The sequence below is a fragment of the Alistipes sp. AM16-43 genome, from assembly GCF_003435745.1.
Taxonomy (GTDB): domain Bacteria; phylum Bacteroidota; class Bacteroidia; order Bacteroidales; family Rikenellaceae; genus Alistipes; species Alistipes onderdonkii.
In genome coordinates this window covers 96,131-120,476 of the sequence record NZ_QTUQ01000006.1, presented here as the reverse complement: position 1 = coordinate 120,476, position 24,346 = coordinate 96,131, and the positions used below count along the sequence as shown (strand labels likewise).

Here is a 24,346-nt window from a genome sequence, read left to right as displayed (position 1 = left end):
TTGATTATCTTTTGCTTTACACTTTTTTATACCTCTGTTTTTTATCCCCGGAAATTCGTGCGGGTTTCGGCCTTTTTTATCGGCAGCCGTAATTTTTTGCACTCCCTGGCGACTATTGGGGTAAAAGGCTGAAACATGGATACGGAACAGCGGTTCATCGAACTTATCGAGCATCACAAACGCATAATCTACAAAGTGTGCTATGTCTATGCACCCGGGCGCGGGCAGATCGACGACTATTTTCAGGAGGTCGTGCTGGCTCTGTGGCGGGGATTCCCCGATTTCCGGGGAGAGAGCAAAACTGCCACGTGGGTATACCGCATCGCGTTGTATACCTGCATTTCGTTTGTCCGCCGCCGGATGCGGCGTCCGCAAAGCGTGCGCCTTTCGGTCGACCTGGCGTGCGACGACGATATGCAGGCCCGCGAGCAGCTCGACGAGCTGTATGCGGTGATCTCACGCTTGGGCCGGCTCGACCGGGCGCTGATCCTGCTGTGGCTCGAAGAACATCCCGCCGGGGAGATCGCCGCCATCACGGGCCTGTCTCCCGGTAATGTGGCCGTGAAGCTGACCCGTATCCGCTGCAAACTGCGTAAAATGTATAACCGGTAAAATTCAGGAATTATGGAACTCGAAGAGTTGAAACTCAAATGGAAAGTACTCTCGGAACGGCTCGACCGGGAGCAGGTGATCCGGCGGCAGGATATGGAACGTATGCTGCGGGGACGTGTCGGTTCGTACTTGCACTATGTACAGCTCATGCTGCTGTTGGGTGTGGCGGTTGTCCCGCTATGTGTCGCAATCGGCAAATTCCGCGGAGTATCCGATATTTTCATCTGGTGGGTCGTGGCGGGCTACCTTTTATGTCTGCTCCCTTCGTTCTTTTCCCTGTGGTTGCTGCTGCGGGTGTCGCGCTGCGATGCCGATATCGTCGAGTGTGAACACCGCATGACCCGCTATGCGGCCTTTGCCGGAGCGTATTATATTTTCCAGTATGTCGTCGTAATCCTGTTCGTTGCAGGCATGCTGCTGTATGCGGCGGGCTACTATACGGCGCATGGCATGTGGTGGACGGTCGCCGCCCTGCTCTCGCTGACGGCGGTTGCCTGCATCGTGATAACACGTCATGAGTGGGGGCGTATCCGTGACCTGCAGCGGCGTATCCGCGAGCTGCGGGAATTCGATGAAGCTTAACGCTTTGTGCTGGAAACAGACGCACTCCGGTGCGGCTGTTTCGTTGGCCGGTCTGGAGCGCTTTTTTGCAGACTGCCGTTTCCCGGGAACCGCATTTATCGGCCGTCCGGTCTCCGGTTACCGGATTCCGAACCGCCACATGACCCGGAGGACGAAGCGCCGCACGCCCCGGGGGAGTGCCAGCCACCTGCGCGACCGCCGTTTCCAGCGGCGGGAGCTGGTGCGGACGATGCGTCCCGACGGCAGGATGACAGCCGTCATCACGGCGACGATATCCTTGCCGAGGCAATGCTCCGTCGTGCGGTAATTACCGTCCCCGGACAGGGTGAAACGGAGTGTCCCCGCGGCGGAATCCCTCTCTGCGGGGTTTTCCGCGGATGCCGCAGGGGACGGGGCATTCCCTGCGGCTGGTGCGCATACGGGACGGTTCCCTTCGCAGCGGATGCCTGTTTCGATCCCGACGATGCGGTGCAGGATATGGCGCCCTTCGCAGCGGAACAGGACGACGTCGCCCGGCCGCAGGGCGCTGATGCCGCTCGGCGGCGGAGCCGGATGGCGGGTGCCGCAGGCGGGTGTGAGCTGGTCAGGTGCCATGCCGGGAGTGTTACCCGAAAGTCGGGTCTGGCGGGCGGTGCTGGCATTGCCGTCGGCGGCGCGGGTTTCGGGGACGGGATCCGCCGATGCCCCGGCTGCCGGGACAGGTGCCGGGGCATATTTCGCAATCGGGGTCAGTACGGCGATGTCCCGTTCGTTGCGCAGCAGCGGCCGCATACTGTGCCCTTTCATGCGGATTTGGACTTCGTGTCCTTCGGCGAGCATCGCTTCGACCTGTTCGAAGAAAAGGCGGTTGGTCAGCAGCATCAGCGGAGGGTGTTTGGGGCGTCGTCACCGAATACCGTGCGGCAGGAGAGACGGGCTGCCGCGGCATCGGGCAGGCATTCGAGGTGGTAGACGGGGACTTGCGCCACGATTTGGGATACGAGGCGGCAGATGGCGTCTTCCAGCCGCTCGTCGTGTGCGAACGACGGCGGGCACGAAGGCAGCAGCGCCCCGATGGCTTCGATGGGACGCAGGCGGCGGATGCGGTTCTGCGGTGCCTGCGAAAGCCGCACGATGCCCGCTATCGGATGGCTTACGTTGCGGTAACACGGGGTTTTGCCGCTCCACGGCGACCCGCAGGCGAGAACGCCTTGCAGGGCGGGAATCGTGTCTGCCGCGGGAGCGCTTGCCGCTTCGGCAGCCCTTTCCGGGGCGATCCGGATGATCGGGCTGTCGTCGTTGAGCAGGCGTGCCCCGGGGATATGCTCGCGCCACAGGCGCGTGTGGGTGCTCTTTCCCGTGCCCGATTCGCCGAGGAAGAGTACGGCGCGCCCGTCCAGGCTGATCACCGACGAGTGTACGGCTACCGCCCGGCGTTCCAGCGCGGCGATGTTGAACATCGTCCACAGCCCGAAGCGGAACAGCGCCGGATTGTGCTCCGGGGTGATGTCGCTCGTGGCGTCGGGGCTGCCGAAGGCTTTGTGAAACCGTGCCGGGGCGCTGCCGTCGCGGGGTGTCATGGTAAGCAGGTAGCCCTCCGTGTCGCGGCCGAAACGGCAGTCGGCATCGGCGTCGGTGAAGTCGAATGCGTCGAGTTCGCGGTAGCCGGCCGTGTCGCCGGCGAGCAGTCTCGTGTGCAGGATGAGGTCTGGTTGTGCCGTGTCCGCCGGGGATGTCGCAGGGTGGGGTGCACTCCTTTCCGTCCCCGGGGTTTCCGACGGGGAGGGTGCTGCGGTTGTCGCCGTTCCGGGCACGGGGCCCGCCATACGGTTGCTGCCGGCATCCGTTTCCGTTTTGCTTCCGGCCGCGAACGGTGCCAGCGCCATGCCGAAGGCGCCTGTCGTGAACCGGTGCGGGATGTCAATGCGTATGCCGGCTATGAGGTATTCCATGTTTTATTCTCCTATCGTTATGATCCTGTTACAGTATTCGAGCGAGCTTTCGCGGTGGGCGATGACGACCAGTGTCAGCCCGGCATCCCGTGCAGCGAGCCCGGCGATAGAGCGGTTGATCTCCTCTTCGGTGCGGCTGTCGAGCGCCGAGGTCGCCTCGTCGAAGAAAAGCACGTCGGCCTGCCGGTAGAGCGCACGGGCGATGCCGATGCGCTGGCGCTGTCCGCCCGAGAGGCGGCAGCCGCACTCCCCGACGTGGGTGTCGATCCCTTTCGCCAGCCCGGTGACCAGCTCCCCGAGCTGTGCCGCGCGGAGCGCCTGCATGACCCGCTCCCGGTCGACCTCCCCGGCGGGGATGCCCAGCGCGACGTTGGCCGCGAAGCTGCCGTCGGCGATGAAAAGGTTTTGCGAGACGTACCCGATGCGGTTCTGCCATGCCCGGCGGTTGGCCGCCGTAAGTGGCGTGCCGTCGATGGCGATTTCACCCCCGCTCGGCTCGTACAGCCCCAGCAGCAGGTTGAAGAGCGTCGTTTTCCCGGCGCCCGAGGCTCCGCGGATACCGATGCGCTCGCCCTTGCGGATCGTCAGCGAAAGGCCGTGAAAAAGCTCGCACCCGCCGTCCGCGAAGCGGAACCTAAGGTCGCGCACGGCGATCTCGTGCCGGAACGGCAGCTTTTCGGGGGAGCTGGCGGTATCGGCGGCGGGGTTCCCGGGATTGCCGGGTTTGCCGGGATTGCCGGAATTGCCGGGGGCAACGGTTGCGGCGGGGGTGCTGCGCGGGCCGGGGGTATCCCGGCAGTCCGGGTTTGCCGGCGCCGGGGGGCAGTCCGCTGCGGCGTCGCGCAGGATGCCGATCGTGTAGCGGTTGTATTTGATGGCCGTCCAGCCGGTCATGATGTTGCGCACCGAGGGCATCAGGCGCAGTGCGGCCACGGCGAATACGCCGAACAGCATTTGCGCCCGCCCGTCGCCGTCGCCGAGGCTCAGTGCCACGAGCAGCGCCATGCCCACGGCCAGCCCGACCTCGGTGAAGGTCTGGGGCAGCAGCCCGATCGCCGTTTCGCGCAGGCGCGTGCGGATCACCTGATCCATCGCCCGGTCGAACTGGCGGAGCATCATCGGGAAGGCATTGTTGATCTCGATGTCGGCATAGCCGCGGAAGGTCTCGGCCACGAGCCGCGCCTTTTCGCGCTGCGCCTTGTTTTCCAGTTCCCCGTAGCGGTTGATGCGGTTGCGCACCAGTCCGTAATAGAGCCAGATCGAGGGCAGGAAGACCGCCAGGGCGAGCAGTGCCGCGAGGGGCGTGTACCACATCAGCGCCCCGAACAGCAGCACGAGCAGCATCGCCTCGGCGGCGATGGCGGCGGCGGGTTTGAGCACGCCCGCCGCGAAGGCCAGGCAGACGACGTTGACGTTGCGGGCCAGTACGGCCGAGTTCGACGCCTTGACGAACGGCAGCCCCCGGTCGTGGTAGGTGACGAGAAGCCGCCGCGAGAGCGTGCGGTAGAGTGCGAAGATATAGTTGCGTTCGACGCGGGCGAGCCACAGCCCGAGCAGGCTTTTCAGGACGATCACGCCCACCACAGCCGCGCAGACCGCCAGCGCGAAACTGCGCTGTGAGGCGAAGCCCAGCCCGTCGTAGGCGCGTGCCAGCATCCCGCCGCCCTCGAGGCTGCCGGGGTCGAGCACCAGCGCCAGCACGGGCAGCAGCATGGCCAGCCCGAGGAAATTCAGCCCGGCACGCAGCAGGAGCGTGCAGGCGACCCACACTCCCCGGCGGCGGAACGCACGCGGTATGATGCCGATGGTTTCGTTCATCTTATCCTTCCACTTTTTCGATCTCCCCCAGTTTCACGTACCACAGGTACCCTTCGCATTTGGTGTAGCCCATTTGCCGCAGCAGGCCGAGGTATTCGCCCACCTGGCGGCGGTAGCGTCCGGGTTCGCGGCTTCCGAACTTGTAGTCGACGACCACGGCCCGCGTGCCGCGGATCATCACGCGGTCGGGGCGCCGGGTCGACCCGGCGCCGGGGACGATGATCTCGTTCTCGTTGCGCACGCGCTGCCAGCCGCCCCCGAACCATTCGCCCGCGACGGGGTGCGCCAGCGCCCGGGCGACCATCCCCCGCAGCGCTTCGGCTTCGGCAGGCGACAGCGTGCCGTCGTCCCGCATCCGCTGCACGGCCTCGTAGATCTGTTGCCGGTCGTCGGCCTGCTCGAACGCTTTGTGCATCAGGATGCCGAAGTTGCGAGGCGAGAGTTCCACCTCGTCCTCCTCCTCGAAATAACGTTGCGAGGGGAGCCTCAGCCGCAGGTCGGCGCGTGCCGTGGGGTAGTTCTCCAGCACGACGTGCCTGCCGTCGGAAGCTTTGCCGCCGCCGGGCACGGGGCCTGTGAAGAGTCCGAATTCGAACCTTTCGCCCTCCTCGGTCGCGGTGCGGCGCCCTTCGGTGCCGTCGAGCAGCGCTTTGTCGCCGTCGGCTCCGATGCTTTGCAGCAGCAGCCCGCCGACGCTCTTGCCGCCCTTGCGGGGGATGAAGACGTGCAGCGACTCGGCGGCGCGTGTCAGGGCCACGTACAGCAGATTGATGTTGTCGACGTGCGAATAGACCAGCTCGCGGTAGTACTCCGCCGAGAAGCCCGATTCGGCCATCGCCTTCTTGTATTTCACCGGGAAGCGCCCGACGGCGCCGGCATCGCCCTGTGCCTCGGCCCAGACGATGTTCGTCACGTTGCCGCCCGACTTGGGATCGAGCTGCCACGAACACCAGGGGATCAGCACCACGCGCTTTTCGAGCCCCTTGGCCTTGTGTATGGTCGTGATCTCGACGGTCGTTGCGCTCTCGTCGACGCTCAGCGACCGGTTCTGCCCCTGCTGCTCCCACCAGTCGAGGAACAGCGCGATGTCGGCGATCTTGCTGGCGCAGAAGCCGATGATCTGTTCGTGTATGGCTTGCAGGTAGGCCGTCTGCTGCCTGTCGTCGTGCAGCGCGTGGCGCATGACGATCCGCTCGAACGCCTCCTCGGGCGACAGCAGCCGGATCGAGCGGAAAAAGGTGCGTTCGTCCCCGGGCAGCGGGCGGTCGAACCCGCGCCCCAGGTAGTGGTTGTAGACGGCGCGGCTGAGCGAGTCGTCGGGGTTGAGCGACAGGCGCAGCGCCGCGGCGATGAACGAACTGACGGGGGCGTTGCCCACGATCAGCGCTTCCTGTGTCATCACATCGAACCGGTAGCGCGGGTCGTCGTTGCGGCGTTTGAAATCCAGCAGCTCGGCGGCCACCTTGGCGCCGTCTGTCGCCCCGCGCACCAGGATCATGATGTCGCACGGACGGAAACCCTTGTCCAGCACCTCGCAGATGCGCTCCACGACGGGCGGCCGTTCGGCGAAGGTCTCCACCGAAACATAGCCCGGCACCCCGCCCAGGCGGCGGGGTGTCTGCGCATGTTCGCGGTAAGCCTTTTGCAGGGTGTCGCGCAGCCCGGCGGCGGTGCGGGCGTCCATGTCGCCCCGCGCCGCGGCTTCGTCCAGCGTCGCGTTGAGCGCCCGGTTGTCGGCTTCGACCACGCGGCCGATGGCCTTGTTGTTGAAATCCACCACGCCGGGCAGGCTGCGGTAGTTTTCCGTGAGGTTGACCAGTTCGGTGCTGTCCGCGCCCAGCGCCTGCTGCGCCTGCGAGTGGAGTATTTTCCAGTCGCCGCCCCGCCAGCGGTAGATCGACTGCTTGATGTCGCCCACGATCAGCACCGAGGTTGCCCCGCTCTGCGCCATGGCGTTTTGCAGCAGGGGCAGGAAATTCTCCCACTCCTTCACGGAGGTGTCCTGAAATTCGTCGATCATGAAGTGTTCGAAGCGGTTGCCGACCTTCTCGTAGATGAACGGCGCGTCGTTGTGGCCGATGAATTCCGAGAGGATGTATTTGGTCTCCGAGAGGAGCATCATGTTTTCCTGGTCGCACATCTGCTGCACCTTGGCATAGAGGTCGGAGAGCAGCGCGAAGCTGCGGTAGTTCTCGCGCAGCAGGTCGCAGGTGTTCCACGCGCGGACGTTCTCATCGTAGAGGCCGCACATTTCGCGCAGCAGGGGTTGCAGCCGGGGACGCAGCCCCTGTGCCGTGCTGCCGGGTTTTCCCCACGCCTCGTCCCGGGTGCAGGCCGCCTCCGCGCGGCTTCCGTAGCGCTCGAAGCTGCCGCCCGCCACGGCGTAGAAATAGGCCGCGAAGCCCGAGCCTTTGTAGGGGAAGTCGGCGACCGAGGCGCCTGCGTCCCCGATGATCCGCACGGCTTCGGCCGCAGCGTCCTGCATCCGTTTTTTGGTCGCCGCGGCGTGCGCCGTGGCTTCGCCCACGATACGCGCCAGTTCCTCGCGCGGGCGGGCCGCCGAGAGTGCGTCCTTGTTTTTCTCCTTGAACAGCTCGCCTCCCAGCGTGAGGATGCCGTCGCGGATGTCCCATTTCTTGCCTTCGTCAATGCGCTCCTGCACGAAGTCCGTGAGCCAGCGCTGCAGGTCGCGGTCGGTGGTGATCTGCTCGATGAGCGTGTCGGCGCTCTTGGTCAGCACCGAGGCCGTTTCGATCTCGACGTTGTAATTGAGGTCGATGCCCAGCTCCTTGATGAAGGCGCGCAGGATGCGTTGGAAGAAGGTGTCGATCGTCAGCACCGTGAAGCGCGAATAATCGTGCAGGATCTTCGACCGCACCTCCCGGGCGCGTCGGCGCACCGTGGCGGCATCGAGCGACAATTCACGGCAGAGGTTGTCGAGGTAGGAGCTCGGCTGTCCCGAGGCCAGCAGGTGTATCTCCTTGAGGATGCGCGATTTCATCTCCTCGGTGGCCTTGTTGGTGAAGGTCACGGCGAGGATGTGGCGGTAAATGCCGGGCTGTTCGACCACGTCGCGCACGTATTTGTACGCCAACTGGTAGGTCTTGCCCGACCCTGCGCTTGCATTCAGAATTCTCGCCCTCACTGTCCGAAATGTCGTTTTAGGTAGTAAAAGTACAAAACAAATCCCGAACGGCAAACCGGGGTTCGCAATAATTTTGTATTTTAGCGACGTATTTAAACCTACAATGTATGAAGAAGATGATTCTGAGCGCCGTGATGCTGGTTTTCGCAGCCTCCGGCCGTGCACAGGAGGCGGGTGCCGCAAGTCCTACGGAACATAACGAGTGGCTGACCACGTTCGAGGCCGTCGCGGTGGATGCCGACCTGGATATCAAATTCGTGAAAGTCCCCGACACCGAGGCCCCCAAGATCGTATACGACACGAAAGGCTCCTATACATCGAAATTCCGCGCCGAGGTGAAGGACAAAACCCTGCGTATCAGCGAGAGGCCCGATTCGCGCCGTCCCGACCGCACCGAGGTGACGGTCTATTACAATACGTTGCAGTCCGTTTCGCTGTCGGGCGCCGCAGCCGTGTTCGAGGGAACGGTGGATGCGGTGCTGCTCGACCTGACCCTGGGGCGCAAGGCGTCGCTCACGGCGGCGTTCGATGTCAAAGACCTCAGGATGGAGCTCACGGGCGGCAGCAGCGCGACGCTCACCGGCAAGGCGGGCTACCTGACGCTGTTCGCCTCGACGGGCAGGGTCGCGGCCTCGGGGCTGGAGGTGATGTCGGCCGAGGTCAATGCCCAGAGCAAGGCCGACGTGTCGCTGTGGATCACCGACCGGTTCATCGGCAAGACCACGACCAACGCCCGTATTACCTATAAGGGGCAGCCTGCCGTCGTGCGCGGCGGCGCCAAGTTCATGGGCGGTGAGATCAGCCACGTAGAATAGTCTCATGGAACAATAATGCGAAGGGGGCTTCCGGATTCCGGGCGGACGATACCGCCGGATGCGTTTCCGGGGCTGTCCGAACTGCTATGAAGGGTTTTCTGGAGGAGGTGGCCGCCGACCTGTATGCGCGCTATGGCGAGGGACTGTCCGATCGGGCGGTGCTCTTCCCGTCGCGGCGTGCGCGGTTGTTTTTCGTCGATGCCCTGGGGCGTATCGCCGGGCGTCCGATGTGGCAGCCCGAATGGGTGACGATCGACGACCTGACGGGCGAAATATCGGGGCTGCATACGGGCGACCGCGTGCGGCTCATCACCGAGCTCTACAAAGTCTACTCGGCCTACCACAACGAACCCTTCGACAAGTTCTATTTCTGGGGCGACATGCTCCTCACGGACTTCGATACGATCGACAAATACCTGATCGACGCGCAGATGCTCTTCCGCAACATCTCGGAGATCAAGGAGATCGAAGCCGATATTTCCTATCTCACGCCCGCGCAGCTGCGCATCCTTTCGTTCTGGTCCTCGTTCGGCGAGCAGGCCGACCTTTCGGAGGAGAAGCGCCGTTTCCTGGCGATCTGGAAGACCCTCGGCCCCATCTACCGCCGCTTCCGGGAGCGTCTCTCGTCGCTCGGCATCGCCTACAACGGCATGGTGCAGCGCGCCGCCGCCGACCGCATCCGCGGGGGCGGGTTCGCCTTCCCCGAGCCCCGGCGTTATGTCGTGGCGGGGTTCAACGCCCTTTCCGAGTGCGAGAAGCGCCTCTTCGGGTTCCTCGCCACGGCGGCCGAAACCGATTTTTACTGGGACTACGACTCTTATTATAAGGACGACCCCGAACAGGAGGCGGGTATGTTCGTGCGTTCGAACGTGGCGCAGTTCCCGCCCCGCACGGAACTTCGGCACGACAACATGCGGGGGGAGAAGCAGGTCGTGTCGGTCGCCGCCGTCTCGAACGCCGTGCAGTGCAAGTATGCCGCGGCGATCCTCGCCGGCCTTGCCCGCCGCCGCAGGGAGGAAGACCCCGGCATCGCCGCGGGCGCCAGGCCCGCGCTGGGCAAGGAGACCGCCGTGGTGCTTACCGACGAGAACCTGCTGCTGCCGCTGCTGTACGCCCTGCCCGCCGACATCGGACGGGTGAACGTGACGATGGGCTTCCCCCTGCGGCAGAGCCTGGCCTACACGTTCGTCGAGCGTCTGGTGGAGTTGCAGAACCACCGCCGCCGCAAGGGCGACGGCTGCACGTTCTACCATGCCGACGTCGCCGGCATCCTCGCACACCCCTATGTGGCCGAGTGCGACGCCGCACTCACGCGCACGATGCACGAGGAGATCGTCCGTGACCGCCGCATTTCGGTCGATGCCGCGTGGCTGGGCCGCAACGAACTGCTGAAACGGATCTTTACGCCCGCCGCGACGTGGCGCGAGTTGTCCGACTACATGCTGGACGTGGTCGCCGCCGTGGCGCGCCAGCCCTACGAGGGCGACGATGCACGGCAGCGGGTCGAATTCCTGGCGGTCATCGCCGAGCAGGTCACCAAGTTGCGCAACTCGCTCGACGAGTGCGATATCGACCTTACGGCCGAGGTCTACACCTCGCTGCTGCGCCGGCACTTGCAGACGCTGCGCATCCCCTTCGAGGGCGAGCCGCTGGAGGGCATCCAGATCATGGGGATCCTCGAGACCCGCAACCTCGATTTCGAAAACGTCATCATCCTTTCGATGAACGACGACAATTTCCCCGGCAATCATATGGCGCAGGCGTCGTTCATCCCCTACAACCTGCGTGCGGCCTACGAGCTGCCCACGCCCGAGCACCACGAGGGCGTCTATGCCTACTATTTCTACCGCCTGATCCAGCGCGCCAAGACCGTCCACATGCTCTATTGCTCGCACGCCGACGACAAGTCGACGGGCGAGCCGAGCCGCTATATCTACCAGTTGGACTACGAGAGCGGCTTCGACGTGCGCAAGGTCGAAGTGGGGGTGGACGTCAACCTGGCCGAAACGGCGCCGATCGAGGTGCCCAAGGACGAAGGGGTGATGGCCCGGCTGGAGCGTTTTGTCGACGCCCAAAGCCCGGCGACGCTCTCGCCGACGGCTTTTTTCCGCTATGTGGCCTGCCCCTTGCGCTTCTATTTCCATTCCATAGCCCGCTTGGAGGCCGATGACGAAATTTCCGAGGAGGTCGACGCCCCGATGTTCGGTACGATCCTCCATGCCGCCGTGCAGACGCTTTACGCCCGCATCGCGGGGGAGGCGCATCCCGGTGAAACCCTGCGTGCGATGATCCGTACGGGCGAAGTGGCGCAGGCGGTCGAGGCGGCCATCAACGAGAACTATTTGCAGGATAAACATGCCACGGCCGAGGATTATTCGGGCAACCTGCTGCTGGTGAAGGACATCGTGATCCGTTACCTGCGGGGCGGGGTGATGCCCTACGACGCCGCGCACGATGCTTTCTCCGTGTCGGGGCTGGAGGAGCCCGTAGCCTATCCGTTCCGTTTCCGCGCGGGCGGGCGCGACCTGGAGATGAAATTCGCCGGCATCGCCGACCGTATCGACACGCTCGACGACGGGGCGCTGAGGGTGGTGGACTACAAGACCGGGGCGCCGCACCTCGAATTCGACGGCGTGGAGAGCCTGTTCACGGGCACGGGCAAACAACGCCTTTCGAACATCCTGCAAACGCTGCTCTACGCGATGATGCTGCACCGGTCGCGCGGCTGCGACGTCGAACCGGCGCTCTATTACGTCCGCAACATGAACCGCCCCGGCTATTCGCCGCAGCTGGACGACAAGCAAACGGGGGTGAAGGGGGCGCGCTATACGCTTTACCGCGAGCGTTTCGAGGAACTGCTGCGCGCGCAGCTCGCCGAACTCTACGACACCTCGGTTCCGTTCCGCCAGTGCGAGGATGCCGATACCTGCAAGTACTGCGACTTCAACGTGATCTGCAAGCGGTGAGGATGAGCAAGGGGGGGGCTTCCTTCGGGGAGCCGTCCAGGCAGAAATGCTCTTTGGCCTGCCCGTCACTTTTAACTGCCGGTATCGCTGCCGGTTATTCCTTTTCTGCTTTTCGGCTCCGGCGGATTGCATAATAGCGGAGCAGGTCGTCGTCGATGGCGGTTCGGTGGTCTGTAATTACCTGTATGTCATTGTCCTCGAAATCGAAATCCATGTGCCGTATTTTCGAGAGGCCGGATATGTCAAGCAGGAGCAATGGGTTTTGCCATGCTGACAAAAAATGCAATGCCGTATTTTCGGAGAGGTCGAGCTTCGCCAGGCTATTTCGGCTACAGTCCAATTTGGCCAATGCCCTATTTTCGGAGAGGTCGAGCCTTATTAACTTGTTTTTGCTGCAATCCAATACCTTCAGCTCCGTATTTTCGAAGAGGTCGAGTGTCGCTAATTCGTTTATGTTGCAGTACAATTCCGTCAATGCTTTGTTTTTGGAGAGATCGAGTGCTGCCAATCGGTTACATGTGCAATACAATACGTTCAACTCCGTATTTTGGGTCAGGTCGAGTTTTGTCAATTGATTTTGGCTACAGTCCAATTTTGCCAATGCCTTGTTTCCGGCAAGGTCGAGCGCCTTTATCCTGTTCCAACTACAGTCCAATGTGTCCAAAGCTGTATTTTCGGAGAGGTCGAGCGCAGCCAGATTATTCCAGTTGCATGTGAGTTTTCCGAGGTTTTTGAAGTATTCGACGCCCGTGAGCGATTCGATCAGGGGCGTGTCGGCTGTTTCTGCGTCGACGTCGATAGCGAATACGGCATCTGCCTCTTCGCGGCTGATTTTCCCGTTCCGATCCGTGTCGAATCTGCCGAGCACATAAGCGCGAAAAACCGGATCCGGAATTGTGCCTCCGTCCCAAAAAACCGGGGGATTCGCGGATCCCTGCCCGTTTTGGCAGGAAACGGTCGTGATGGAATACGCAAGAACCATCAATGCTGTAATGGGGGATAGCCGTTTCATGGGATTACTCAAGATATGCAGTTTCATATTGCAGTTTATTCCTCTTGCTGTCGGTATTTTTTCTGCTTTTCGGCCTCGATGGATTGCATGTAACGTGTCAGGTCGCTCACGAAGGCCGTCTGGCTGTTAGTAATTACCTGTATTTCATGGTTCTCGTAATCGAAAGATACTGCCTCTAATTTGGCGAGATCGGATAAATTGAGCCGGATCAATGGATTGTCGGAGCAGCCCAAGCGAATCAACTCCGTATTTTCGGAGAGATCGAGCGCAGTCAATCGATTGTAGCCGCAGTATAATTCGGTCAGCGCTGCATTTTCGGAGAGATCGAGCGCGGTCAATTGATTGTTGAGGCAATTCAAATAAGTTAACTTTGTATTTTCGGAGAGATCGAGTGCTGTTATCGGATTCCAACCGCAGGACAAATCGGTCAACTCCGTATTTTTGGAAAGATCGAGTTCCGTCAATCGATTGTAATCGCACCACAAGTCGGTAAGCATCGTATTTTCGGATAGATCGAGCGCAGTCAATTGATTGTGCCCGCAGAACAATTGCGTCAGGGCTGTATTTTGGGAGAGATCGAATACGGTCAATTGATTGTAGTCGCAGACCAGCATGCTCAATGCTCTATTTTCCGTCAGGTCAAGCGTCTTTATCGGATTCCGACCGCAGTTTAATGTAAGCAATGCGGTATTTTCGGACAGATCGAGTGTCGTTAGCTGGTTATCTTTGCATTTCAGTATATTCAACTCCGTATTTTTGGACAAATCGAGTTCGGTCAGCGCATGTCCGTTGCATATGAGCTGTTTGAGATTTCTGAAATGTTCGACGCCTGCAAGTGATTCGATTGCGGGAGTGTCGCTCGATTCTCCGCAGAGCCTGCCGAGGTCGATGGCAAGTACGGCGTCCGCTTCTTTGCGGCTGATTTTTCCGTCGCGGTCGGTGTCGAAATTTTCGAGGACATAAGTTCTGAAAACAGGGTCTGGAATCGCGCCTCCGTCCCAAAAGATTTGGGGATTCGCGGCCCCTTGTCCGTTTTGGCAGGAAATGGTTGCGGCGGGATATGCGAAAACCGCCAAAGCTGTGATGGGTAGGAATCGTTTCATGGGATTACTAAGATATGCAGTTTCATATTGCAGGTTATTCCTCTTGCTGTAGGTGTTTTTTCTGCTTTTCGGCCTCGATGGATTGCATGTAACGTGTCAGGCTGCTCACGATGGCCGTCCGGCTGTTGGTGATTACCTGTATTTTATAGTTGTCGTAATCGAGGGATATTGCTCCTAATTTGGCGAGATCGGATAAATTGAGCCGGATCAATGGATTGTCGCAGCAGCCCAAAGCGACCAGCTTCGTATTCTTCGAGAGAGCGAGTGCAGTCAGTCGATTGTCGTGGCAGCTCAAACCAGTCAATGCGGTGTTTGCGGAGAGGTCGAGCGTAGTCAGTCGATTGTTGTCGCAGTACAACCTGCTCAGCGCCTTATTCTGGGACAGATCGATTGAGGTCAATCGATTGCTTTCGCACCACAAGTCGGTCAGCATCGTATTTTCGGAGAGATCGAGGGTGGGCAATAGATTGTATGAGCAAACCAATTCGGTCAGCATCGGATTTCCGGTCAGATTGAGGGCGGTCAATCGATTGTTGTGGCAGTCCAATCTGATTAATGCCGTATTTTGGGCCAGGTCGAGGGCGGTCAATCGGTTGTCGCGGCAGTCCAATTGGGTCAACGCCGGATTTCCGGTCAGGTCGAGGGAGGTCAATCGGTTGTCGCGGCAGTCCAATTGGGTCAACGCCGGATTTCCGGTCAGATCGAGGGCGGTCAATCGGTTGTGCGAGCAGTTCAATCCGGTCAATTCCGGATTTTGGGTCAGGTCGAGAACGCTTAATTGATTTCCGCTGCAGTCCAGTCCGATCAACGCTGTATTGTCGGCCAGATCGAGCGCTGTCAATTGATTGTATGCGCAGTCCAAAAGGGTCAGCGCTTTGTTTTTGCTCAGGTCGAGGGCGGTCAATTGACTGTCGCGGCAGTTCAATTTTGTCAATGCCATATTTTCGGAGAGGCGGAGCGATGTCAGCGGATGGAAGGCACCTATGAGTTCTCTGAGGTTTTTGAAATATTCGACGCCCTCAAGGGATTTGATTCCGGGAGTGTCGGTCGGTTCTTCCCTGCCCAAGTCGATGACGAGTACGGCGTCCGCTTCCTCACTGCTGATTTTCCCGTCGCGGTCGGTGTCGAAATTTTCGAGTACATAAGCGCGAAAACCAGGGTCGGGAATCATGCCGCCGTCCCAAAAGATCGGGGGCTTCGCGTTCTCCTCCCCGCTTTGGCCGGAGACGGGCGCGGCAGGATATGCAAGAACCGCCAATGCTATGACCGGCAATAGTCGGTTCATGGTGTTTTCCGCTTTCCGTCCATGTAATGTCGCACTTCGTCTGAGACAACGGTTTGACTGTTGGCAATTACGTTTATTTCAGGATTATCGCCGAATACGATCTCCTCTATTTTCGAAAGATTGGATATATTGAGTTCTGTCAATGGATTGTCGTCGCAGTAGATTTTCGTCAATTCCGTGTTCCGGGACAGGTCGAGCGTTGTCAATCGATTGCCGTTGCAGTACAGTTCCGTCAACGCTGTATTTCTGGAGAGATCGAGCGCAGCCAATTGGTTGTTGTTGCAGTACAGTTCCGTTATCGCTGTGTTTTGGGACAGGTCGAGCGCTGTCAATTGATTCCTGGAGCATGCCAATGTCGCCAACGCCGTGTTTTTGGAGAGATCGAGCGCCGTCAGCCGGTTGTTAGGGCAGTACACTGTCGCCAATGCTGTGTTGTGGGTCAGGTCGAGTGCTGTCAATTGGTTTTCGTGGCAGAGCAATTCCGTCAATTTCGTGTTCCGGGACACATCGAGTTCGGTCAATGGATTGTAACCGCAGAATAATTTTGTCAATGCCGTATTTTCGGAGAGATCGAGCGCCCTCAATCGATTGTTGTAGCAATTCAATTGTATCAAGGCCGCATTTTTGGAAAGGTCGAGCGCAGTCAATTGATTTTCGTAGCAGAGCAATTCCTCCAATGCCGTATTTTGGGACAAATCGAGCGAAGTTAATTGGTTGTAGTAACAGTGCAAATGAACCAACTCCTTATTTTGGGTCAGATCGAGTCCGGTCAATCGGTTGCTGTAGCAGAGTAATTCCTTTAACGCCGTATTCTTGGAGAGATCGAGTGCCGTCAATTGATTGGCAGGACAAAACAATACCGTCAATTTCGTGTTTTTGGAAAGATCGAGCGATGTCAATGGATTGCCCTCGCACGCCAATTCGGTCAACGCTGTATTTTGGGTCAAATCGAGTTCGGCCAATGCAGTGTAGTTGCAATTCAATTTTACCAGCTCCGTATTTTTTGAAAGATTAAGTGCGGGTAACGGATTGTCCCAGCAGTTCAATTCGGTCAACCTCGTATTTTGGGATAAATCGAGTTCAGCCAGTGTATTTCCGTTGCATATGAGCTGTTTGAGGTTTTTGAAATATTCGATGCCTGCGAGGGATTCGGTTGCGGGACCGAGTTCTGCGCAGAGCCTGCCGAGGTCGATGGCAAGTACGGCGTCCGCCTCTTTACGGCTGATTTTCCCGTCGCGGTCGGTGTCGAAATTATCGAGTACGTAAGTTCTGAAAACAGGGTCGGGAATCGCGCCTCCGTCCCAGAAGATTTGGGGATCTGCGGCCTTTTTTCCGCTTTGGCAGGAAATGGTTGCGGCGGGATATGCGAAAACCGCCAAAACTGTGATGGGGAGGAATCGTTTCATGGGATTAGTAAAGTATTTGTCAAAAATGAACAATTTCAGAGACAAATATAACAATTTTCCCGAAAAAACGGTTTGTTTCCGGAAGTTTATGTGTCCAACTTCACGACAAAATACGACGCTCCGCTGCGGCGGGCCGCTTCGAGCCCGATTTCGGAGTCTTCGAAGATCAGCGTTTCCTGCGGCGTGCAGCCCTCGCGGCGCATGGCCTCCAGGAAGCAGTCCGGGGCGGGTTTGCTGTGCTCGACGTCAGTGCCCGAGAGGATGCCGTCCACGGAGCCGTTCGGCCCCTCGCCCGGCGCGGGATCCCATGCCGCACCCGGGGTTGCCGCACCTGTTCCGGCCGTGGCGGTATATGATCCGGCCGCGCCCGGCGCCGTATTTCCCGCTCCGGTCGTATCCACGTCCGCTCCGGCCGTACCTTTGCCCGTTCCTTCCACACCGGCTCCGTCCATGCCCGTTGCGGTCGTACCCTTGCCAGCTCCGACCATTCCCGCTTCGTCCATGCCGGCGCAGCCTGCCGGAGCCGTGCTCCCCGTCAGCTGTCCCGCGACCGTGATCCCCAAATGGCGCATGGCATTGTCGATATTGGCGCGGCTGCCTGTTGATACGATCCATACGCGGCCGCCCTGCGCCCGGAACTGCCTGCAAAACTCCCACAGCGGGCGGTTGAGCCGCACGGTGTCGAAGAACGCGGGGTAGAGCGCGATCTTGCGCAGCCGCAGCCGCTCGCGCTCTGCGGGGTCGGCGATGCCGTAACGGGTCAGGAACTCGTTGCACCGCATGCCGAAATACTTTGCCGCATACTCCTCCTCGGTGAGCGTATAGCCTGCCTCGCGCAGCGTGGCGACATAGGCCAGCGTATTGGCGCGCCGCGTGTCGGCCAGCGTGCCGTCGAAGTCGAGCAGGATAAGTCGGATTTGCATGACGGGTTACTTTTTCCCAGCCAGTTCGTAACTGCGGGCGATCAGCGGGGCGATTTCCCCGAAGGGTACGCTGCCGTCCAGCCGTACGGTGAGCCACGTGCGTTTATTCATATGGTAACCGGGGAAATAATGTTCGAAGTCCAGCGCCCGCGCCATGGTCTCCGCATCGGCCCGGATGTCGAGAATCTCTGTCCGCCCCTCGTCCGCGAGGCCGAGTTTGCCGGCCTGCACCGTCAATATCACGGCATACCATTTGGCGTTGTCCTGCCGCCGGAAAACGGCGTAGTCCGGGAATTTCTCCCAGAGGAACTCCGGTTCGCAGCCCCATGAGGCACGGATATGGCGGATTGTGCGGAGCGTTTCTTCGCTGCGGAAAATTTCTTCGCGCGCAAAGCCGAAATCCTTTGTCCAGTCGTTTCCCATCTCCTTTGTTTTTAGTCGAACGACTGCATGCCCGACTGTGCGATGCGCATCAGGCGCTGGTATTCGGTGGGGGTGAGTTCCATGAAGAAGTAGTGGATCGGGTCGACGCGCATGCCGTTCAGCCGCACTTCGTAGTGGAGGTGGGGCGAGAGCGAAAGGCCCGTGTCGCCCGAAAGGGCGATGATCTCGCCGCGGCTCACGCGCTGGCCCTTGCGGACGTTGATCTTCGAGAGGTGGCTGTACGAAGTCTCGTAGCCGTTGCCGTGGTCGATCACGACCGTCTGCCCCGACGTGGAGTTGCGCAGCGCCACGTCGCGCACCACGCCGTCGGCCGTGGCGAAGACGCGCGACCCCTCGGGGATGGTGTAGTCCACGCCCTGGTGCGATTGCAGGGTCTTGTAGAAGGGGTGTATGCGCATGCCGTACGAGGCCGTGAGCAGCGTCAACTGCTTGTTTATCACGGGCTGGATGGCCGGGATGTTGTTGCAGCCGCTGCCCGCCGAGTCGATGAGCGCCTGCAGGTCGAGGTACGAGGCGTTCAGCTCGTCGAGCCGCTTCTCCATGTCGGCGACCCGTTCGCGCAGTTCGAGCTTGAGCCGCCGCGACGAACGGTTGAAGATGTTTTCGTAGGTGACGGCCTGCCGGCGTTCGTATTCCGAATCGAAGTCGTAGGGATCCGATTCGAAGAGGATGCGGAAGACGTTGCGGTCGCGCTCGGAGAGGTTGTGCATGACGGTCGTGAGCGAGTCGTACCGCTGGGTGAGGGCGGCGTATTCGCGGCGCAGGCGGTCGGTCGAGTGTTTGAGCTCGTACTCCACGGGGGTGTCGAAGAAAAGCGAGAACCCGATGTAGTAGAGCACGGCGACCCCGGCCCACACGAAAAAGTGCACCGTCGCGCGTATGATGTTCTGTTTGCGGCGCTTACGCCTGCGGAGCCGCTCCAGGTCTTTCTTTCCTGCCATCTCAGAGCTTTTCGAAGTTCGTATCGCGCATGTTCTCCATGAGTGCGTCGTATTCCGCGGCGGTCATGTTGCGGTTGAAATAGTTAATCGGGTTCACCGGCATGCCCTTGTGGATCACCTCGTAGTGGAGGTGGGGGCCCGAGGAGATGCCCGTGTTGCCCGTTTCGGCGATGACCTGCCCGCGGGCGACCCGTTCGCCCGGCTGCACGAGGACTTTGCTCAGGTGTGCGTAGCGGGTCTTGTAGCCGAATTCGTGGTTCAGCAGCACCATGTGTCCGTAGCCGCCGTTGCCCCCCGAGGAGGCGACCTCCACCACGGCGTCGCCCGTGGCGTAGACCGGCGTGCCGCGGTCGCAGCCCAGGTCGATGCCCTTGTGGGGGCGGATATACCCCAGCACGGGGTGCATCCGGCGTAGGTTGAAGGCGCCGATATGGTCGTTGTGCAGCGCCGAGCGGTCGATGGGCCAGATGGCCGGGATCGCCGCCGACATCTTCTCCTTGTCGCGGGCGAATGCCTGCAATTCGTCGAAGGACACCGATTCGAGGTAGAGTATGCGGGCCAGCGCGTCGAGCTGCTTCCAGGTGCCGACCATCAGCGGGGCGAAGTCGTCCCCGGCCATCGCGGCGTATTTGGTGTCGGGGTAGGGCTGCCACACGCCGTCGATCGACACCGTGTCGGTCGAGAAGAGCGAGCGGTAGACGTAGTTGTCGCGGTGGCGGATTTCGTCCACGCGCCGCTGCGAGGTGCGGATGCGGTCTTGCAGGATGCGGTACTTGATGACCAGGTCGCGGTTGTCGCGGATGATGCGGTACATCTTGGGGGTGTAGAAGAAGTACGAGAAGAGCACGTTGGCGATCGAGACGAGGATGAAGCCGATGAGTATTTTCCGGATCAGGCGGTAGGTGCGCAGGCGGAAAGGTGCCGTGACCACGTCGCGCGTCAGCGCCTGCGCTTCCTGTGTCAGCGCCTGCGTGTCGAATCTCTGCCCTTTTTGCTTCATTGCGGAAAAAACTCCGGTTAATAGGATGCAAATTTAACTTTAATTGTGTAATTTTGCAACCCGAAATCACAAACGTGGAAATCGGATAAAATCTTATATATGGAATCGAATAAAATTCGCCGGGCCTTTCTGGACTTCTTCGAGAGCAAGGGCCATGTGATCGTGCCCTCGGCACCGATGGTCGTCAAGGGGGATCCCACGCTGATGTTTACCAACGCGGGCATGAACCAGTTCAAGGATATCTTCCTGGGCAATGCGCCCCGCAAATATCCGCGTGCGGCCGACACCCAGAAGTGCCTGCGCGTTTCGGGCAAGCACAACGACCTGGAGGAGGTGGGGCATGACACCTACCACCATACGATGTTCGAGATGCTGGGCAACTGGTCTTATGGCGATTACTTCAAGAAAGAGGCGATCGAATGGGCGTGGGAGTTGCTCCACGGCGTCTACAAACTTCCCGCCGACCGCATGTACGCCACGGTTTTCGAAGGCTCCGAGGAGGACGGCGTGCCGTTCGACCAGGAGGCCTACGACTACTGGAAGCAGTTCCTGCCCGAAGACCATATCATCCGCGGCAACAAGCACGACAATTTCTGGGAGATGGGCGAGACCGGCCCCTGCGGCCCCTGCTCGGAGATTCATTTCGACCTGCGCGACGAGGCGGAGATCGCCGCCGAGCCCGGGCGCGGGATGGTCAATGAGGGCCACCCGCAGGTGATCGAGATCTGGAACCTCGTGTTCATGCAGTTCAACCGCAAGGCCAACGGCTCGCTGGAGGAGCTTCCTGCGCGCAACGTCGATACCGGCATGGGCTTCGAGCGCCTCTGCATGATCCTCCAGGGCAAGAAATCGAACTACGACACCGACGTGTTCCAGCCTACGATCCAGCGTATTTCGCAGCTTTCGGGCAAGACCTACGGCGCCGACGCGAAGTGCGACGTGGCGATGCGCGTCATCGCCGACCACCTGCGTGCCATCGCCTTCTCGATCGCCGACGGGCAGTTGCCGTCGAACGTCAAGGCCGGCTACGTCATCCGCCGCATCCTGCGCCGCGCCGTGCGCTACGGCTATACCTACCTCGGCTTCACGGAACCTACGATCTGCAAGCTCGTTGCGGGGCTCGTGGAGCAGATGGGGGGCCAGTTCCCCGAACTGAAGGCCCAGCAGGCGCTGATCGAAAAGGTCATCGAGGAGGAGGAGGCCTCGTTCCTGCGTACGCTGGCCACGGGCATCAGCCTGCTGGACGGCGTGGTCGAAAAGACCAAGAAAGAGGGCCGCGAACTGATTTCGGGCAAGAACGCCTTCGAGCTTTACGATACGTTCGGGTTCCCGATCGACCTGACGGAGCTCATCGCCCGCGAACAGGGCGTCGGCGTCGACCTGGCAGCCTTTGAAACCGAGTTGCAGGCGCAGAAGGAGCGTTCGCGCAACGCTGCGGCCGTCGATACCGACGACTGGGTGGAGCTGTTCCCCATTCGCGAGAGCGTCTTCACGGGCTACGACACGCTGACCGAGCGGGTGAAGATCGCCCGTTACCGCCGCGTGACCTCCAAAGGCAAGACCTCCTACCAGCTGGTCTTCGACCGCACGCCGTTCTACGGCAACTCGGGCGGCCAGATCGGCGACATCGGCTATATCGAGAATGCCAACGAGCGCATCGCCGTCGTGGCTACCGAAAAGGAAAACGGACTGATTATCCATATCGTCAAGGAGCTTCCCGAAAACCCTGCGGCCGAGTTCACGGCCGTCGTGGACGCTGCCAAACGCCAGGCCGCGGCCAACAACCATACTGCGACGCACCTCATGCACGAGGCGCTGCGCAAGGTGCTGGGATCGCACGTCGAGCAAAAGGGTTCGATGGTGACGCCCGAGATCCTGCGCTTCGACTTTTCGCATTTCCAGAAGATGACTCCCGCCGAGCTGCGCCAGGTCGAGATGCTCGTCAACCGCGCCGTCCGCGCCAACTATCCGTTGGAGGAGAACCGCGAGGCCACCAAGGAGGAGGCCGAGAAATGCGGTGCCATGATGCTCTTCGGCGAGAAGTACGGCGATCGGGTGCGCATGGTGCGCTTCGGTACGTCGGTCGAGCTCTGCGGCGGTACGCACACCAGCGCCACGGGTAACATCGGGTTCTTCAAGATACTGACCGAGAGCGCTATCTCGGCCGGCGTGCGCCGCATCGAAGCCGTCACGGGCGAACAGGCCGAGAAGATCATCTACGCCGCCGAGGATACGATGCGCGACATCAGCGAATACCTCCACAACCCGCAGGTGCTGCAGGCCGTAAAGAAAATGTTCGAGAGCAACGAGACGCTTTCGAAGGAGGTCGAGGCCATGCGCCGCGAGCAGGTCGCCCAGTGGGCCGAGAAGATCATCTCCTCGACGCCCGAGCGCCACGGGGTGCAGCTCATCGCCACGCAGACCGACCGTACGCCCGAGTTCGTCAAAGACCTGGCCTATAACCTGCGTGCCCGCTCCCCGAAGCTGGTGTTCGTGCAGGGGGCGGTCAACGACGGCAAACCCATGCTGACGGTGATGCTCGGCGACGAGATCACGGCCCAGGGCGTGAACGCCGGTGCCGTGGTGCGCGAGGCTGCGAAGCTGATGCAGGGCGGCGGCGGCGGACAGGCGTTCTTCGCCACGGCGGGCGGCAAGAACCCCGACGGGCTGCAGGCCGCCATCGACAAGGCCGTGGAGCTGATTATGGCCCAGGTAAAGTAAAAGAATAGTTAAAAACCGGATAATTATGAATAACAAGGTATTACTGATGATCCTCGACGGCTGGGGCAACGGCCGCCACGACAAGGCCGATGTCATTTCGACCGTCCATCCCGAATATATCTCGGCCATGACGGCGAAATATCCCCATGCCGAGCTGCGCACCGACGGCGGGAACGTCGGACTGCCCGACGGCCAGATGGGCAATTCGGAGGTCGGGCACCTCAATATCGGCGCCGGCCGCGTGGTCTACCAGGATCTGGTGAAGATCAACCGCGCCTGCCGCGACAATTCGATCCTGGAGAACCCCGAGGTCAAGGCGGCGTTCGAACATGCCAAAAAGAACGGCGTGAACATGCATTTCATGGGCCTCGTGTCGGACGGCGGCGTGCACTCGTCGCTCGAGCACCTTTTCAAGCTGTGCGACATCTCGGCGGCCTACGGTCTCGAAAATACCTTCGTGCACTGCTTCATGGACGGCCGCGACACCGACCCGCACAGCGGCAAGGGGTTCGTCGCTGACCTTGAGAAGCACCTCGCGGCCACGACGGGCAAGATCGCCACGGTGATCGGACGTTACTATGCGATGGATCGCGACAAGCGCTGGGAACGTGTCAAGGTAGCCTACGACGCGCTGGTCAGCGGCATCGGCGAGCGTTCGTCGGACATGGTCGAGGCCGTCCAGAAATCCTATGACGAGGGCGTTACGGACGAGTTCATCAAGCCTTTCGTGCGCATCGACGAGAACGGGCAGCCCGTCGGCATGATCCGCCCCAACGATGTGGTGGTCTTTTTCAACTACCGCAACGACCGCGCCAAGGAGCTGACCATTGTGCTGACGCAGGAGGACATGCCCGCCGAGGGGATGCACACCCTGCCCCTCTACTATTGCTGCATGACCCCCTACGATGCCAAGTTCACGGGGCTGCACATCCTCTTCGACAAGGAGAACGTGCCCAACACCATCGGCGAGTTCGTTTCGAAGCAGGGCTTGCGGCAGCTGCGCATCGCCGAGACCGAGAAATATGCCCACGTGACGTTCTTCCTGAACGGCGGCCGCGAAGCGGAGTTCGCGGGCGAAGACCGTATTCTGGTCGCGTCGCCCAAGGTGGCTACCTACGACCTGCAACCCGAGATGAGCGCCCCGGAAGTCGCTGATAAACTGGTTGCTGCGCTCGGCGAGCGGAAGTTCGACTTTATCTGCCTGAATTTCGCCAACGGCGACATGGTCGGCCATACGGGCGTCTACGATGCCATCGTGAAGGCCGTGAAGGCCGTCGACGGGTGTGTCGCCAAAGTTGTCGAGGCTGCTAAGGAGAACGGTTACGAGGTCGTCATGATCGCCGATCACGGCAATGCCGACAACGCCGTCAATGCCGACGGTACGCCCAATACGGCGCATTCGCTCAACCCCGTGCCCATCGTGGTCGTTTCCGACCGCGTGAAGTCGGTGCACGACGGCATCCTGGCCGACGTGGCCCCGACGGTGCTCAGGTTGATGGGGCTGGAGCAGCCCGCCGAAATGACCGGCAAGGCGCTCGTGGAGATGAAATAACCGGAATCCCGGTAACTGAAAAATCCCGCTTCGTACTGGGTCGGCGTTTTTTAGGTAATGACAGAGAATAGTTCTACTATTCATTGATTG

The 24,346-nt window shown here is 60.5% G+C and carries 18 protein-coding genes; 6 read left to right on the top strand and 12 right to left on the bottom strand.

The window, feature by feature from the left end; genetic code table 11:
* Positions 1 to 135: 135 nt before the first annotated feature.
* Both DW189_RS11815 and DW189_RS11810 read left to right on the top strand, forming a co-directional pair.
* Positions 136 to 612 (top strand): RNA polymerase sigma factor, encoded by a 477-nt coding sequence (locus tag DW189_RS11815; RefSeq protein WP_117508340.1) that lies wholly within the window; start codon positions 136 to 138, stop codon positions 610 to 612.
* Positions 613 to 624: 12 nt separating this feature from the next.
* Positions 625 to 1,194 carry a hypothetical protein gene (locus DW189_RS11810; RefSeq protein ID WP_117508339.1) on the top strand — a complete coding sequence of 190 codons (570 nt, stop codon included), beginning with the start codon at positions 625 to 627 and terminating at the stop codon, positions 1,192 to 1,194.
* A 117-nt stretch (positions 1,195 to 1,311) separates the two neighbouring features.
* On the opposite strand, the gene DW189_RS11805 is transcribed toward DW189_RS11810, so the two are convergent.
* Genes DW189_RS11805 through DW189_RS11790 form a run of 4 tightly spaced genes read right to left on the bottom strand, consistent with a single transcriptional unit; the run spans position 1,312 to position 8,088 of the window.
* On the bottom strand, positions 1,312 to 2,055 hold the full coding sequence (locus tag DW189_RS11805) for a hypothetical protein (RefSeq protein WP_117508338.1): 744 nt from the start codon (positions 2,053 to 2,055) through the stop codon (positions 1,312 to 1,314).
* Entirely contained in the window at positions 2,055 to 3,125 is a 1,071-nt protein-coding gene (locus tag DW189_RS11800) for a hypothetical protein (protein WP_117508337.1), read from the bottom strand. Before DW189_RS11800 ends, DW189_RS11805 begins: the two co-directional genes overlap by 1 nt.
* A 3-nt stretch (positions 3,126 to 3,128) precedes the next feature.
* Positions 3,129 to 4,943 carry an ABC transporter ATP-binding protein gene (locus DW189_RS11795; protein ID WP_117508336.1) on the bottom strand — a complete coding sequence of 605 codons (1,815 nt, stop codon included), beginning with the start codon at positions 4,941 to 4,943 and terminating at the stop codon, positions 3,129 to 3,131.
* 1 nt (position 4,944) lies between these two features.
* Entirely contained in the window at positions 4,945 to 8,088 is a 3,144-nt protein-coding gene (locus tag DW189_RS11790; RefSeq protein WP_117508335.1) for a UvrD-helicase domain-containing protein, read from the bottom strand.
* A gap of 107 nt (positions 8,089 to 8,195) precedes the next feature.
* Between DW189_RS11790 and DW189_RS11785 the strand changes: the two genes are divergently transcribed.
* Together DW189_RS11785 and DW189_RS11780 are read left to right on the top strand one after the other, a co-directional pair.
* Positions 8,196 to 8,903, top strand: a complete 708-nt coding sequence (locus DW189_RS11785) for a GIN domain-containing protein (RefSeq protein WP_117508334.1) — start codon at positions 8,196 to 8,198, stop codon at positions 8,901 to 8,903.
* Positions 8,904 to 8,989: 86 nt separating this feature from the next.
* Complete coding sequence (locus tag DW189_RS11780; protein ID WP_117508333.1) at positions 8,990 to 11,869, top strand: PD-(D/E)XK nuclease family protein; 2,880 nt, start codon at positions 8,990 to 8,992, stop codon at positions 11,867 to 11,869.
* Between the two features lie 94 nt (positions 11,870 to 11,963).
* Here DW189_RS11780 and DW189_RS11775 read toward each other — a convergent pair whose 3' ends face one another.
* The 8 genes from DW189_RS11775 to DW189_RS11740 form a co-directional block, all read right to left on the bottom strand.
* Entirely contained in the window at positions 11,964 to 12,908 is a 945-nt protein-coding gene (locus DW189_RS11775; RefSeq protein WP_117508332.1) for a leucine-rich repeat domain-containing protein, read from the bottom strand.
* An 8-nt stretch (positions 12,909 to 12,916) separates the two neighbouring features.
* Entirely contained in the window at positions 12,917 to 13,984 is a 1,068-nt protein-coding gene (locus DW189_RS11770; RefSeq protein WP_117508331.1) for a leucine-rich repeat domain-containing protein, read from the bottom strand.
* A 34-nt stretch (positions 13,985 to 14,018) separates the two neighbouring features.
* Positions 14,019 to 15,269 carry a leucine-rich repeat domain-containing protein gene (locus tag DW189_RS11765; protein ID WP_117508330.1) on the bottom strand — a complete coding sequence of 417 codons (1,251 nt, stop codon included), beginning with the start codon at positions 15,267 to 15,269 and terminating at the stop codon, positions 14,019 to 14,021.
* A complete protein-coding gene (locus tag DW189_RS11760) occupies positions 15,266 to 16,675 on the bottom strand; it encodes a hypothetical protein (protein WP_141417971.1) in 1,410 nt (469 codons plus the stop codon). Before DW189_RS11760 ends, DW189_RS11765 begins: the two co-directional genes overlap by 4 nt.
* Positions 16,676 to 16,761: 86 nt before the next feature.
* Positions 16,762 to 17,598: an HAD family hydrolase gene (locus DW189_RS11755; protein WP_117508328.1), complete on the bottom strand. Its 837-nt coding sequence runs from the start codon at positions 17,596 to 17,598 to the stop codon at positions 16,762 to 16,764.
* 6 nt (positions 17,599 to 17,604) lie between these two features.
* On the bottom strand, positions 17,605 to 18,021 hold the full coding sequence (locus tag DW189_RS11750) for an MmcQ/YjbR family DNA-binding protein (protein ID WP_117508327.1): 417 nt from the start codon (positions 18,019 to 18,021) through the stop codon (positions 17,605 to 17,607).
* Between the two features lie 11 nt (positions 18,022 to 18,032).
* Positions 18,033 to 18,983: a M23 family metallopeptidase gene (locus DW189_RS11745; RefSeq protein WP_022331685.1), complete on the bottom strand. Its 951-nt coding sequence runs from the start codon at positions 18,981 to 18,983 to the stop codon at positions 18,033 to 18,035.
* Position 18,984: 1 nt separating this feature from the next.
* Positions 18,985 to 19,983: a M23 family metallopeptidase gene (locus DW189_RS11740; protein WP_117508326.1), complete on the bottom strand. Its 999-nt coding sequence runs from the start codon at positions 19,981 to 19,983 to the stop codon at positions 18,985 to 18,987.
* 99 nt (positions 19,984 to 20,082) lie between these two features.
* On the opposite strand from DW189_RS11740, the gene alaS reads away from it, so the two are divergent.
* Positions 20,083 to 22,704 (top strand): alanine--tRNA ligase, encoded by a 2,622-nt coding sequence (gene alaS / locus DW189_RS11735; RefSeq protein ID WP_117508325.1) that lies wholly within the window; start codon positions 20,083 to 20,085, stop codon positions 22,702 to 22,704.
* 25 nt (positions 22,705 to 22,729) lie between these two features.
* On the top strand, positions 22,730 to 24,256 hold the full coding sequence (gene gpmI, locus DW189_RS11730) for a 2,3-bisphosphoglycerate-independent phosphoglycerate mutase (RefSeq protein WP_117508324.1): 1,527 nt from the start codon (positions 22,730 to 22,732) through the stop codon (positions 24,254 to 24,256).
* Positions 24,257 to 24,346 lie beyond the last annotated feature (90 nt).

Coding starts and splice junctions, on each gene's coding strand:
- DW189_RS11815 (WP_117508340.1), top strand. CDS start 136: ATGGATACGGAACAGCGGTTCATCGAACTTATCGAGCATCACAAACGC.
- DW189_RS11810 (WP_117508339.1), top strand. CDS start 625: ATGGAACTCGAAGAGTTGAAACTCAAATGGAAAGTACTCTCGGAACGG.
- DW189_RS11805 (WP_117508338.1), bottom strand. CDS start 2,055: ATGCTGCTGACCAACCGCCTTTTCTTCGAACAGGTCGAAGCGATGCTC.
- DW189_RS11800 (WP_117508337.1), bottom strand. CDS start 3,125: ATGGAATACCTCATAGCCGGCATACGCATTGACATCCCGCACCGGTTC.
- DW189_RS11795 (WP_117508336.1), bottom strand. CDS start 4,943: ATGAACGAAACCATCGGCATCATACCGCGTGCGTTCCGCCGCCGGGGA.
- DW189_RS11785 (WP_117508334.1), top strand. CDS start 8,196: ATGAAGAAGATGATTCTGAGCGCCGTGATGCTGGTTTTCGCAGCCTCC.
- DW189_RS11780 (WP_117508333.1), top strand. CDS start 8,990: ATGAAGGGTTTTCTGGAGGAGGTGGCCGCCGACCTGTATGCGCGCTAT.
- DW189_RS11775 (WP_117508332.1), bottom strand. CDS start 12,908: ATGAAACTGCATATCTTGAGTAATCCCATGAAACGGCTATCCCCCATT.
- DW189_RS11770 (WP_117508331.1), bottom strand. CDS start 13,984: ATGAAACGATTCCTACCCATCACAGCTTTGGCGGTTTTCGCATATCCC.
- DW189_RS11765 (WP_117508330.1), bottom strand. CDS start 15,269: ATGAACCGACTATTGCCGGTCATAGCATTGGCGGTTCTTGCATATCCT.
- DW189_RS11760 (WP_141417971.1), bottom strand. CDS start 16,675: ATGAAACGATTCCTCCCCATCACAGTTTTGGCGGTTTTCGCATATCCC.
- DW189_RS11755 (WP_117508328.1), bottom strand. CDS start 17,598: ATGCAAATCCGACTTATCCTGCTCGACTTCGACGGCACGCTGGCCGAC.
- DW189_RS11750 (WP_117508327.1), bottom strand. CDS start 18,021: ATGGGAAACGACTGGACAAAGGATTTCGGCTTTGCGCGCGAAGAAATT.
- DW189_RS11745 (WP_022331685.1), bottom strand. CDS start 18,983: ATGGCAGGAAAGAAAGACCTGGAGCGGCTCCGCAGGCGTAAGCGCCGC.
- DW189_RS11740 (WP_117508326.1), bottom strand. CDS start 19,983: ATGAAGCAAAAAGGGCAGAGATTCGACACGCAGGCGCTGACACAGGAA.
- alaS (WP_117508325.1), top strand. CDS start 20,083: ATGGAATCGAATAAAATTCGCCGGGCCTTTCTGGACTTCTTCGAGAGC.
- gpmI (WP_117508324.1), top strand. CDS start 22,730: ATGAATAACAAGGTATTACTGATGATCCTCGACGGCTGGGGCAACGGC.